Source organism: Rossellomorea aquimaris TF-12, assembly GCF_001648555.1.
Taxonomy (GTDB): Bacteria; Bacillota; Bacilli; order Bacillales; family Bacillaceae_B; genus Rossellomorea; species Rossellomorea aquimaris.
Map to the genome: position 1 here is coordinate 136,839 of NZ_LQXM01000027.1, position 13,572 is coordinate 150,410.

11 protein-coding genes and 1 other annotated feature are annotated in these 13,572 nt (G+C 38.1%); of the genes, 2 read left to right on the forward strand and 9 right to left on the reverse strand.

Annotated features, from left to right (window positions below; all coding sequences use genetic code 11):
• Positions 1-27: 27 nt before the first annotated feature.
• Positions 28-2,679, reverse strand: coding sequence for a valine--tRNA ligase (locus IQI_RS10115; protein WP_064092519.1), 2,652 nt, complete (start codon positions 2,677-2,679; stop codon positions 28-30).
• Positions 2,680-2,758: 79 nt separating this feature from the next.
• Positions 2,759-2,988, reverse strand: a binding site (T-box leader).
• A 173-nt stretch (positions 2,989-3,161) separates the two neighbouring features.
• On the opposite strand from IQI_RS10115, the gene IQI_RS20295 reads away from it, so the two are divergent.
• Positions 3,162-3,350, forward strand: a complete 189-nt coding sequence (locus IQI_RS20295) for a hypothetical protein (protein ID WP_082892661.1) — start codon at positions 3,162-3,164, stop codon at positions 3,348-3,350.
• A 52-nt stretch (positions 3,351-3,402) separates the two neighbouring features.
• On the opposite strand, the gene ysxE is transcribed toward IQI_RS20295, so the two are convergent.
• From ysxE to hemA, 8 genes are all read right to left on the reverse strand, one after another.
• A complete protein-coding gene (ysxE, locus tag IQI_RS10120; RefSeq protein ID WP_064092520.1) occupies positions 3,403-4,434 on the reverse strand; it encodes a spore coat protein YsxE in 1,032 nt (343 codons plus the stop codon).
• A 235-nt stretch (positions 4,435-4,669) separates the two neighbouring features.
• Entirely contained in the window at positions 4,670-5,854 is a 1,185-nt protein-coding gene (gene spoVID, locus IQI_RS10125) for a stage VI sporulation protein D (RefSeq protein WP_064092521.1), read from the reverse strand.
• Between the two features lie 515 nt (positions 5,855-6,369).
• Positions 6,370-7,665: a glutamate-1-semialdehyde 2,1-aminomutase gene (hemL, locus tag IQI_RS10130; protein WP_064092522.1), complete on the reverse strand. Its 1,296-nt coding sequence runs from the start codon at positions 7,663-7,665 to the stop codon at positions 6,370-6,372.
• 39 nt (positions 7,666-7,704) lie between these two features.
• Entirely contained in the window at positions 7,705-8,679 is a 975-nt protein-coding gene (gene hemB, locus IQI_RS10135) for a porphobilinogen synthase (protein ID WP_064092523.1), read from the reverse strand.
• Positions 8,680-8,711: 32 nt separating this feature from the next.
• Positions 8,712-9,515 (reverse strand): uroporphyrinogen-III synthase, encoded by an 804-nt coding sequence (locus IQI_RS10140; RefSeq protein WP_064092524.1) that lies wholly within the window; start codon positions 9,513-9,515, stop codon positions 8,712-8,714.
• Entirely contained in the window at positions 9,515-10,447 is a 933-nt protein-coding gene (hemC, locus tag IQI_RS10145; RefSeq protein WP_064092525.1) for a hydroxymethylbilane synthase, read from the reverse strand. Before hemC ends, IQI_RS10140 begins: the two co-directional genes overlap by 1 nt.
• A gap of 17 nt (positions 10,448-10,464) precedes the next feature.
• Positions 10,465-11,298, reverse strand: coding sequence for a cytochrome c biogenesis protein (ccsA, locus tag IQI_RS10150; protein ID WP_064092526.1), 834 nt, complete (start codon positions 11,296-11,298; stop codon positions 10,465-10,467).
• Between the two features lie 15 nt (positions 11,299-11,313).
• A complete protein-coding gene (gene hemA, locus IQI_RS10155) occupies positions 11,314-12,666 on the reverse strand; it encodes a glutamyl-tRNA reductase (protein WP_064092755.1) in 1,353 nt (450 codons plus the stop codon).
• A 374-nt stretch (positions 12,667-13,040) separates the two neighbouring features.
• Between hemA and IQI_RS10160 the strand changes: the two genes are divergently transcribed.
• On the forward strand, positions 13,041-13,526 hold the full coding sequence (locus IQI_RS10160) for a LiaI-LiaF-like domain-containing protein (RefSeq protein WP_064092527.1): 486 nt from the start codon (positions 13,041-13,043) through the stop codon (positions 13,524-13,526).
• Positions 13,527-13,572: the final 46 nt, after the last annotated feature.

Sequence of the window (13,572 nt, forward strand, 5' to 3'; positions counted from 1 at the left end):
TGCCCTCTTCATTCACTCATTCTAGTGTTAAACAGTTTTTAATTCCTGTATTCTCTCTTTAACAGTAGCTTGTTTTTCTAAATAATCTTTTTCCTTGGCTTTTTCCTCATCTACAACTTTCTGAGGGGCTTTGCTTACAAATTTTTCATTGTTTAGCTTACCTTGAACACGGGAAACTTCCTTCGTCCATTTCTCCAGTTCTTTTTCTAAACGAGCAATTTCTTCTTCGATATTGATTAATCCTGCAAGTGGTAGGAATAAATCAACTCCAGTTACAACCGCCGTCATGGCTTTTTCTGGGGTTTTTAAATCAATACCCATTTCAAGTTTTTCCGGGTTACAGAAACGCTCAATATAGCCTTGATTTTTTTCAAGTATAGATAAAATCTTTTCATCTTTCGCTTTTAGCATTAACTTGATTTGTTTACTCATTGGAGTATTTACTTCTGCACGAACATTACGCACAGCACGAATGATGTCAACAAGTAGCTTCATTTCCTCAGCTGCAGCTTGATCACTTAGGTCTTCATTCACACTTGGCCACGACGCAACTGTAATGGATTCGCCTTGATGCGGCAAGTTCTGCCATATTTCCTCGGTAATAAACGGCATAAATGGATGTAAAAGTCTCATGGTGTTGTCGAGTACGTAAGCTAAAATGGATCGAGTTGTTTTCTTAGCTGCCTCATCCTCACCGTATAGAGGTAATTTTGCCATTTCGATATACCAATCACAGAAATCATCCCAAATGAAGTTGTATAAAGCACGACCTACTTCACCGAATTCGTAACGATCGGCTAATCGAGTAACCGTTTCGATTGTTTCATTTAATCGAGTCAAAATCCATTTATCAGCAACTGATTTTTCACCAGATAAATCAATCTCATCATAAGTCATCCCATCCATGTTCATAAGAGCAAAGCGAGAGGCATTCCAAATTTTATTAGCAAAATTCCATACAGATTCTACTTTCTCAAAGGAGAATCGTAAATCCTGCCCAGGTGAACTACCCGTAGATAAGAAGTAACGGAGAGAATCAGCACCGTATTTTTCGATTACTTCCATAGGATCAACGCCGTTACCTAAGGACTTACTCATTTTACGTCCATCAGCATCTCGAACCAGTCCATGAATAAGAACATCTTTGAATGGCTTTTCACCTGTAAATTCTATCCCTTGGAAAATCATACGAGAAACCCAGAAACCAATGATGTCATAGCCTGTAACTAGTGTATTAGTCGGGTAGTAACGTTTTAAATCTTCAGCATTCACATCAGGCCAGCCCATTGTTGAGAACGGCCATAGAGCTGAACTAAACCAAGTATCAAGTACATCCTCTTCTTGTGTCCAGTTTTCAATATCTTCTGGTGCTTGTTGATTTACGTATATTTCTCCAGTTTCTTTATGGTACCAGGCAGGTATACGATGTCCCCACCAAAGCTGACGGGAAATACACCAATCACGAGTATTTTCCATCCAACGTAAGTACGATGTTTCAAAACGTTCAGGTACAAAATTAACTTTATTTTCATCCTGTTGAAGTTTTACCGCTTCTTCTGCTAATGGATCCATTTTAACGAACCATTGAGTAGAAAGATACGGTTCTACTACAGCCCCACTTCTCTCTGAATGTCCAACCGAATGCATATGCTCTTCAATCTTGAACAGAACGCCTGACTCTTGAAGATCTTTTACGATTTGTTTACGACAGTCAAAGCGGTCCATTCCATTATATTTTCCTGCTTTTTCATTCATTGTACCGTCTTCGTTCATAACAAGAACTCGTTCTAAATTGTGGCGGTTACCAATTTCAAAGTCATTTGGGTCGTGGGCAGGTGTGATCTTTACAGCTCCAGAACCAAATTCCATGTCAACGTAGTCATCCCCTACAATCGGAATCTCTCGCCCAACGATAGGTAACGTAACTTTTTTACCAATTAAATGTTTGTACCGATCATCTTCAGGGTGAACAGCAACTGCAGTATCCCCAAGCATTGTTTCAGGACGCGTTGTAGCGATTTCAATGTGGCCACTTCCATCTGCCAAAGGATATCTCATATGATAAAATGCCCCTTGTACGTCCTGATGAATTACCTCAATATCAGATAATGCTGTTTTTGTCGCAGGGTCCCAGTTGATAATGTATTCTCCGCGGTAGATTAAACCTTTATTATAAAGATCAATAAATACCTTTTGAACAGCGTCAGATAAACCTTCGTCTAAAGTGAAACGTTCGCGGCTGTAATCTAAACCTAATCCAACCTTAGACCATTGCTGACGAATATGTTCTGCATATTCCTCTTTCCATTTCCATGTTTCTTCCACGAACTTTTCACGACCAAGGTCATAACGTGAAATGCCTTGATTGCGAAGTTTTTCATCTACCTTTGCTTGTGTCGCAATTCCAGCATGGTCCATTCCTGGTAGCCATAGAACATCATAACCTTGCATACGCTTCATTCTTGTCAGGATATCCTGTAAGGTAGTGTCCCAAGCATGACCTAAATGAAGTTTCCCCGTAACGTTTGGAGGAGGAATCACGATTGTATAAGGTTCCTTCTCTTTATCGGATTTCGCTTCAAAGTATTTCCCTTCTAACCACCATTTGTATCTTCCCTGTTCAATGGTATTTGGATCATATTTTGTTGGCATTGAAATTTGCTGATCTTGGGTTTCCATATCATTTCCTCCTATATGTTTTGTATGTTTCATTCAATTGGTACTGGTTTAAAAAAAAACAAAAAATCCCCCGTCCTATGAAAAGGACGAAGGATTCTATTCGCGGTACCACCTTTTTTCTCAGGAGAAATACACCTGCTCCTGAACTCTCGACAACCATAACGGCTTTTAACCGGCTTCTACTACTACTCTTCATAGAAACAGCTCTTCAGGCGACCTTCCATTGTCTATACTTAGAAAATCTCTCAGCAAACGATTTTCCTCTCTTAAAGTAAGGGTCAACGTACTCTTCCTGTTCATTGCTTTTTATTTTATTTATTTATTCATTATAGTATCGGAAAAGATCAACTTTCGTCAATCATTATCGGCATTTTTTTAAAAAAATATTCGTAATCTATTCGGATTTTATAGTATAGGCACAATTTAGCCTAATTTTCATAAGATATAGTAGTGAATCCACCTAGAAAAGTGAGGAAATTAGAATGAAAAAATACAACCCCTATACCCTTCCCCCATGGTTACGGAATGCACGATTAATATGTAAACAATTTATTATTCCATTTTCTGTTTTTCAAGGTATTCGAACCATTTTATTGCCAACTACCTTTGACGTTCTACTTCTGACTCTTTTTATCGGTTTAGCCCTTGCGATTTATTTTGATTGGATTTAAGGACTGACGAATGTGGACTACGTGCATCGTCAGTCCTCTTTATTTTTAGTCATCATGACTCTGCTTCCTGTTGTTGTTCCTTCTTTTGTTTTTCTATCTCATCTAGTCGCATTACGATATATTCTGTGTTCTTCAGAAGCCAGTAATGGCGTTGAAGCTTTTTTAACGATTTGCGTTCATTTCTCTTTCCTTTAGGAGTGTGAAAATACTTCTCTACAATGGCAATAACTGAGCTTGGATAAGCTAAATAACTCATAAACAGTAAGCGCTCTTCATTGCGTACGGTAAAGTGCTGAAAGTAGGTAGTTAGCCATTCTACACATTCCTCGTAATACTTTGGATAGGTTTTCAAGGTTCTTGATAAGAACGGGAGCAGATCATGAAATGGAGAAGCAATTTTTGATTCCTCAAAATTATGAAAATAGCCTAAACCTCTATCATCAAACAAAAAATGCTCTATTGAGACCTTCCCATGAGTGATAACTGTCCTTACCTTTTCTAAATCTTTTGTGCTTTCATACCATTCATCTATCATTTTCCTAGAGAATTTAAGGGCTTGAGATGTGTCTTTATAATACATGCAAAAATGAAGTTGAAAAGGGGACATGTAGGTTGTCTTCTCACAGCTTTCAACATATTCTTCTAGGAACTGCTGTTCTTTTTCCCACCGTGAAGTTAATTGTTCGTAATGAGACTCTCGATCTTCTTTATTAATTTTTACTTCCTGTGACGAAATGGTGTGTAGCCGAGCAAGCTCTCGGAATAGTTTCTGGTGCTTTTCAAACCGATCTTCCTTTTCTTCATTCATTAACCAAGGCATTACGTAAAATAACTCTTCATTATTCCATACCGCGTACCGTCCATCTAATGTTGGATAGATAGGGACTATGCGATTATATCCCTTTTGAAATAACACCTGCACGTGGCGGACAAAATCCACTCCATGCTGTGTAGGGATATGTTTCACTGCTAATGTACCTTTGTTTGAGTACACTTTTACCACTTTATGAATATTTTCAACAAAATACGGCTCCACCCCATACGGCTGTAAAACTGGTCTTAGGTCTTCAATCGTTAGTGCCATTTTTCTCACCTTCTAAGGAATTGTGGTATCACGTCCTTTATAAAAAAGCTCTGTGAATTGTAAGAGAACCGAGGAAATCCCCTTGTCTCCAATTAATTCCAATTGGAAACGGGTACAGAGCTTATAAAAAGAGAACGGACTGGCCCCAACATACTATTGGTGTCAGTCCCCTAACGTATCTTCTCATTCGTACCCTTTTCAATTCATTTCAAAAGATAGGAACGACTTTTTTTATTCAACCTTTTAATATTGGTTCATCATTAGGTATATAGAGAACCTGCCCTCCATAAACATCCTGATTCGCTTCCAGATGATTTACTCTTAATATTTGTGGAATGGTCAGATCATACTTATCTGCAATAGCATCAAGCGTTTCCCCTTCCTGCACAATACACACTCTTAGTTTCGCTGCTCTTTCCTCTTCTTTTCTGGCAAAGAAATCTGTCAATGATATGGCTTCGTTTTTCTTTTTCCCTTTTACCTTCTTTTTCTTTTCAGTTTGTTCTTCTGAGCTTTCCTCTTCCACCTCTTCCTCCATACTAGAAGAAGATTCTTCTTCCATTTCTACTTCTTGAACCTTAGGTGGTGGCGAATAGGAAGAAGGTGTTTGTTCTTGTTCTTCAGATGATTCACTTAATTCATGCTCAGGCAATTGGAATACATTTTCTTTCCTATATTGATTATCTTCAAGTTGTGAATGACCGAGTAAATCATATTGAATCTCAACTGGTATCTCCTCATCCTGACTAGTTGACTGTGTTCTACCTTGTAAGGAAAATGCCTCATACTCGTCATTTTCTGCTTGAGGATTTTCTTCTATTTCATCTCTATCTTCTTCCTCATATTCTTCATATTCATATACTTCTTCATTTTCGTCCTCAGTCTCAACATCCTCTTCTGCTGCTTCCAATACCGGACTGACAGAACGATGAAGGGGCTCGTAAATTTCTTCTCCACTATACTCAGCCTCTACTGGGAGTTGCGTCTGCTGTTCCCCGTATATACCTGTTATGGTTAAATCTGCATTCAGTTTTATACAAGCATTCTCAGGAACTACGTAATCAAATGACTCTACGTATACATCAATTTCGCTTAAATTAGCGATACGATTTTTGGGGATTGTTACATCCACTGGAAAACAATGAACAAACTCATACTCCCCTTTTTCTCTCTTTTCCACCGTTTGAACAAATTTACCACTTGCCTCAAAGTCCTCTTCATCTTCATCTCTTGGAGAAGTTGGTAAGTATTCACCTGACAAATCTAAGCTACCTCTGATTAGAACATACTGCTCCTGCTCTTGTATTGTTATATGAGGATCTAAGGAGATAGATAGTAATTCTTCAACTTCCTGTCCTTTTTTAAACCAAATTGATTCCTCCAAAGAAAATCGCAAACACGATTGTTGTTCTTGTGACAAAGAAATTCCTCCTTTCAAGTTCCAAACCAAAGAAATATATGACAATGTCATTATCACTTTATGAGTAGAAAAGAAGGATTATGATAGGAATCAGAAAAGTTATGAAAGATATTAGGATTTTTTATAGGTATTCTCCATGATTTTGCAAAGATTCACTTCAAAAAACTAAAGCAACAATTTTTTTAAAAAGGCTCTTTTCTGTCAATCAGTGTGTGCTGGTGGTGAGGGGAACTACTCCGCTTTCCGCAGACGAACGGTCGAGCCCCCTCATCTCTGCTTCGGGGGTCTCGGCACGGCCGTTTTCCCGCAGGAGTCTACGCAGTTCCCCTCACCATCAAAAGAATTTATGTGACAGAGCTTCATTGTGACAAATAGCAATTGAAAGAAGCTGTCTTTCTACAATTTAAATTAAATTCATCACTAGTCTTTTTTTCAATTGCAACAAAGGTTACGAAAACATCTATTAAAAAAGAACCAATAAAAAACTGGCCCTTTATAAAAGGACCAGTCATTTTCTATTCTTTAGTACTCATTTTCTCAAACGCTTTTTCAGCAGCTTGAAGGGTTTTTTCTATATCTTCATCTGTATGAGCTGTGGATAAGAATAATCCTTCAAATTGAGAAGGGGGAAGGAATACACCTTCATGAGCCATTTCACGGTAATAATCGGCAAACAAATCAAGATCTGATGATTTTGCGCCTTCATAGTTTACGACATCTTCATTTGTAAAGAAAATACCAATCATAGATCCTGCACGATTGATCGTGTGAGGAATATTGTATTTTTCTGCTGCTTCTTTTAAACCATTTTCCAGAAGGTCAGCTTTACGTGCAAACTCTTCATATGTTTCAGGAGTTAATTGACTTAACGTTTCATAACCTGCTGTCATAGCTAATGGATTTCCTGAAAGGGTACCTGCTTGGTAGATAGGGCCACTAGGGGCGATTCTTTCCATAATTTCAGCTTTACCACCATAAGCACCTACCGGCAGACCTCCACCAATAACTTTGCCTAAACAGGTTAAATCAGGTGTTACGTTATAATACCCTTGAGCACAACCATAGCCAACACGGAATCCGGTCATAACTTCATCAAAAATTAACAGGGAACCATGTTTTTCAGTTATTTCACGTAACCCTTCTAAGAATCCGGGTTGAGGTGGCACAACACCCATGTTTCCTGCAACTGGTTCTACAATGACACCCGCAATATCATCTCCATATTGCTCAAAGGCAACAGCCATGCTATCTAAGTCATTGTAAGGAACAGTAATTGTATTTTTAGCAACACCTTCAGGAACACCAGGGCTATCAGGTAATCCAAGAGTGGCGACTCCTGAACCTGCTTTAATTAATAACGAATCACCATGTCCGTGATAACAGCCTTCAAACTTGATGATTTTGTTACGACCTGTGTATCCACGAGCAAGGCGTAAGGCACTCATGGTCGCTTCCGTTCCCGATGAAACCATACGAACAATTTCAATACTTGGAACTCTCTCAATAACCAATTGAGCTAATTTATTTTCAATTTCAGTGGGAGCACCAAAGCTTGTCCCGCTTTCAGCTACTTTCTTTATGGACTCGACTACTCGATCATTGCTATGACCAAGAATTAGTGGCCCCCAGGAAAGGACATAATCAATATACTCGTTCCCATCAATATCATAAATCTTTGACCCTTTTCCTCTTTCCATAAAAATAGGGTCCATTTTCACTGATTTAAACGCACGAACTGGACTATTAACTCCACCTGGCATCAGTTTCTTTGCTTCAATAAAAGCTTCTTTGGATTTTTCAAATGAACGCAATCTGATTTCCTCCTTTTTTATCGTTTCACAATGATCGTACTAAGATAACCAATCGGCAACGTCTTTCGCATAATACGTAATGATAAGGTCTGCACCTGCCCGTTTCATGCTCGTAAGCTTTTCCATGACAATTTCCTGTTCATTCACCCATCCATTTTGAGCAGCTGCTTTGATCATGCTGTATTCTCCACTAACATTATAAGCAACGACGGGAGCATTAAAACGGTCTTTTACTTCTCTCATAATATCTAAATAAGAAAGAGCTGGTTTTACTATTAGGAAATCGGCTCCTTCTTCCATATCTGACTTCGCTTCTCTTAATGCCTCTAGACGATTTGCCGGATCCATTTGATAGGTTCTTCTATCACCAAATTGTGGTGTAGAGTGGGCTGCATCACGGAAAGGTCCATAGAAGCTTGAAGAATATTTTACTGCGTAACTCATGATTGGCACATCTGTGTAGCCTGCTTCATCTAATCCATGGCGAATGGCTGCAACAAATCCATCCATCATATTAGACGGTGCAATAATATCCGCACCTGCTTCTGCTTGGCTTACAGCTGTTTTAGCCAATAGATCAAGGGTTGGATCATTAAGAATTTTTCCTTCTTTTACAATTCCACAATGACCGTGACTAGTATACTGACAAAGACATGTGTCTGCAATTACAACCATTTCAGGATAGTGCTCTTTAACAAATCGTGTAGCTTCTTGAACAATACCATGCTCATGATAAGCTTGTTTTCCATACTCATCCTTTTCAGCAGGTACCCCAAATAGAATAATGGATTTAATGCCTAATGAAACAATTTCATCCATTTCGGCTTTCAGATTATCAAGGGAAATATGGAATACCCCAGGCATAGAAGGTACAACATTTTTGATATTTTCTCCTTCTACCACAAATAAAGGATAGATTAGGTCTTCTTTTCTTAGGTGTGTTTCTCTAACTAATGAGCGCATGTTCTCTGACTGGCGCAAACGACGATGACGAGAAAATGATAAATCTTTCAATGATAAAACCTCCAATGATAGATTAAGATTGATTATTCATCTAATTGAGCATGCTTGTAAAGTGACATATACGTTATGATGTCTTTGACCATTTCATTTACAGTATAAATGTTGGGGCATATTTTTACATGTAATCCGTACTCTTCAATGGTACTTTTCGTAATTGGACCAATACAACCGATAGGAGTATCTTTAATCTTTTCCTGTAAGGAGTAATGATGGATTATTTCCATAAAGTGATGAACCGTTGATGAGCTCGTAAACGTTAGAACGTCTACTAGATTTTCTTCTACAATCCTCTTTAATTCTTTCATACTATCTTTCGGTAGAACCGTTTCATACACGATCCATTCAGTACATTGAACACCCGACATTGATAACTCCGCAGAAATAATATCTCTTGCCAAATTGCCTTTAGGGATTAATATCTCTCCCGAAGGTTTTACTTTTGAGATAAATTGAGCTGCAAAATCATTTGCTGTAAAGTGATCAGGGACGAATGAGACGGGAATTCTATGTTGTTCGCAGTACTGTTTTGTTTTGCTTCCAACTGCGGCAAATTTACTTGTAAAAGAATCCACATCCAGCTGTATTCTCTCTAATGCTTCAAGGAAATATTTCACTCCATTTTTGCTAGTGAAGATAATCCATTCAAAATTATGTAGTGATGATAATATAGTTGATTCATGTGAATCCATATATGATTGAAAACGAAGGAGCGGTACCACAACTGGAACCCCCCCATAGCTTTCAACAAGGGAACTCATTTCTCTTGCTCCCTCACTGCCACGAGTAATCAGTACCTTTACATTTTCTAAAGGCTGCTCACTCATCATTATTGATCAAGCTCTTCTTTTACTTGATCGATTAATACTTTAGCACCTTGCTCTGTCATTCTTTCAGCAACTATTACTCCTACTTCATAAGGGTCTTGGCCAACTTCGTATTCTTTATAAATATCCTTACCGTCAGGAGAAGCGACAAGTCCCATTAAGGCGATGTCACCATTATCTTTAAGCTCAGCGTAACCGGCGATAGGAACCTGACAACCACCTTCCATTTTATGAAGGAAAGCTCTTTCAGCCGTAACCGTTTTCGTTGTTTCGTCGCATGCAAACTCTCCAAGAAGTTCAAGTAGCTCACGATCATCTTCTCTACACTCGATGGACAACGCTCCTTGACCAACTGCAGGTAAACAAAGATCGGGATCTAAAAATTCCGTTACTACATCACTCGTCCATCCCATTCGAGATAAACCGGCAGCCGCTAAAATAATAGCATCGTAATCTTCATTTTGAAGCTTAGATAACCGTGTATCAATATTCCCTCTTATCCACTTAATTTCCAGGTCCGGTCGTACAGCAAGTATTTGAGCTCCTCGACGTAAGCTGCTTGTCCCAATTATCGCACCTGATGGTAGATCCTTCAGCGCCACATGGTTTTTACTAATGAAGGCATCACGATGATCTTCTCTCTCAGGAATACAGCCAATTGTTAGACCTTCTGGCAAAACAGCCGGCATATCCTTCATGCTATGAACAGCCATATCAATTTCTTTATCCAGCATAGCTTGTTCAATTTCTTTAACAAATAAGCCTTTTCCTCCAACTTTGGAAAGGGTAACATCTAATATTTGGTCACCTTTGGTGACGATCTCCTTCACTTCAAATTCGAAAGAAGAATCAATAGCCTTTAACTGATTGATCACCCAATTTGTTTGTGTAAGTGCTAATTTACTTCGTCTAGATCCTACGATAATTTTTCTCATAATAACCTCCTGAAGACTTATGAATACCAAAAATGAAATGATGACAAGCGACTTCCTAAGAAAAAGTTAATCAATATTATTAAAAAGGCTGCAGAATTCAATAATGCTAGTGATTTACCAAATACATTCTTTTTCAAACGAAGATATAAAAAAGTACTATATAAAATTAATAGAACGAATGATCCTATAATTTTCGGGTCATACCAAATGAAATTCGGTAACTTAATAAACGCCCATTGTAAACCTAATATTAAACTAAGTAGAAGCATAGCCACTCCAATAGAGTTTAAAATATAGGTAATCTTCTCAAGCTTAGACAAATCACTGATTCTCCATAACCTTTGCCCCCATTTTTTCTCCTTTAACAGCTTAAATTGCAGGAGATATAAAAGTGAAAATACAAAAGATAAAGAAAAAGCTCCATATGATAGGATAGCCATTGTAATATGAATGAGCAATAGCTCTGAAACGAGTTGTTCTGCCATTGCTTGAGATTCTACTTGAACAGGGGCAAAGGTATGTATGGCCATAATGATAAAGCCGAGTATATTCGTAAAGAACACGGTGAAATCAACCCTCAGTAAACGGTTGATGACGAGTGACAGCGTAATTAATACCCATGCATAAAAATAAAGCCCCTCGAAAATAGTGAGGACTGGAAATCTACCAGTATTCATCATGTAAAGAAACAAAAAGATTGTTTGAAGAATCCAAACAATCGCAAGTAACCAGAAGGCAAACAGGTTCGCCTTCCGGTTTTTGTTCAAGAAATCTATAAAGTAAAACAAAATACTAATAGCATACAGAACAATCATAAGTTCATGCAGCCTAGTCATCGTTTGTTCAAACATCGACAATAACCTCACTTATGCTTGAAAAGAAGGTTGTGGTGTAAAGCTGGTTGAGCTCTCAGTCTTTTCGTTGGCTGCTTTCACTTGTTTCTGCTCTAACACTTGTTGTTCAATGTTAAAAATATTAATAAATAAATCCAATTTATCCTCCGCATCTGGAAGAGCTGCAAATTCTTTTGCTTGTAAAATAGGATCTTTCAACAATTGATTAATAATACTCTTTGTATGCTTACTTAACACCTTACGTTCACGATCTGTTAAGTTTGGCATCTTTCGTTCAATGCTCTCCATTGTGTCAGCTTGAATAGATAGAGCTTTCTGTCTTAAAGCAGATATCACTGGAACAACGCCAAGCATATTCAACCATTCTTTAAAGGAAACAATTTCAGCCTCTATCATTAATTCAATTTGCTCCGCTGCCCGTTTGCGCTCTGCTAGATTCGCTTGGACAATTCCTTCCAGATCATCAATGTCATATAGGAAGACACTTTCTAAATCTCCAATTGAAGGATCTAAATCTCTAGGAACTGCAATATCTACCATGAACAGGGGACGGCCTTTTCTCATTTCTTCCACATGAGACATCGTTTCTTTAGAAATGACAAAATCCTTTGCTCCAGTAGAGCTAATGAGGATATCTGCTTCCACCAAAGCACACTGTAGCTCTTGGAGGGTTTTCGCTTTTCCGCTGAATCGTTCAGCTAAGCTTTGGGCCTTTTCAAACGTTCGATTAATAACGGTTACTTTCGTAGCACCGCTTCCATGTAAGTTTTGAATGGCCAACTCTCCCATTTTTCCAGCACCAAGAATCAGAACATGTTTATGGTCTAAGCTACCAAATACTTTCTTAGCTAATTCAACAGCTGCATAGCTGACAGAGACAGCATTTGAACCTATCTCTGTTTCTGAATGTCCTTTTTTAGCCACAGTCACAGCCTGCTTAAAAAGATGGTTAAATACCGTTCCTGTTGCTCCGGCTTCCTGAGAGGTTAAAAAGCTGTTTTTAATTTGACCAAGAATTTGGGTTTCCCCTAACACCATAGAATTCAATCCACACGCAACTTTAAAAAGGTGTTCAACGGCTCCTTCTTGTTCATAAATGAACAAATAAGGTGTGAACTCCTCTTTATCTATATCAAACCATTGAGATAAAAAATCTTTAATATAATAACGACCTGTGTGAAGCTGATCTACTACTGCATAAACCTCTGTGCGATTACAAGTAGAGACAATCACATTTTCTAAAATGCTTTTCTTATCCTTTAATGCCTTCATGGCAAAGGGAAGATCAGTTTCATTGAATGACAATCTTTCACGAATCTCAACAGGGGCCGTTTTAAAATTTAAACCAACGACTATCGTATACATGCTGTGCATTACACCCCCAACATAATATCATTACTACTATTATAACATGTCCATTACAACTGAAAGCTTGTAAATGTGAACAGAAATTGAAACCTATTTTATGTTACATTAAACGTGAAAGAAACATTTCATCAAAGATAGGTTTCCATTAAACCTATTCTCTGAAAGCACTTTCAACACTATAACCATCACTTTATTTCGACATAGCCTACTTAAGTAGGGTAACAAATCATAAGGGAAGAATCAAGTTAAGAGAAGGGTTGAAGAGAAAAGCGTCGAATAGTAGTAAACAAACAACTCATTTACTTTTCTATCATTTCCCCTAAAAACAGGAAAAATAACACCTCGAGAAAAAAAAGATGCGGAGGATGAAAATGAAACAGCAAAGAATTTTCCCTGGAATCATTTTGATAGGATTTGGCATTTATTTTTATTTGCAGCAAGCAAATATCGTCCTGTTCCAAGAGTTCTTCACCTGGCCGACTTTACTCATCATTGTTGGAGTAGCATTTTTAGGTCAAGGTTACGGCGGGAGAGACTACGAGGCTATATTACCAGGAACCATATTAGTCGGTTTCGGGCTTCACTTCCATGTAGTCAACAAGCTTGCCATTTGGCCGGATCACATAGGCACATTTATATTAATCATTTCGTTAGGTTTCCTCTTACGTTACCAAAAGACACGAACAGGATTATTTCAAGCCATTCTCTTTTTAACTCTATCTATCATTCTACTTTTCTATGACAAAGTGATTCGATGGTTTGGACTACTCGAAGGCAGTGTAGGTTCTCCTTGGGAAATCTGGCCAATCGTGATTATTGTAATCGGTATTTACTTGCTCTTTATTAAGAAAAAATAAGCAGTAAAAAGCACCTCAATTTATGAGGTGCTTTTTTGCGTTAGAG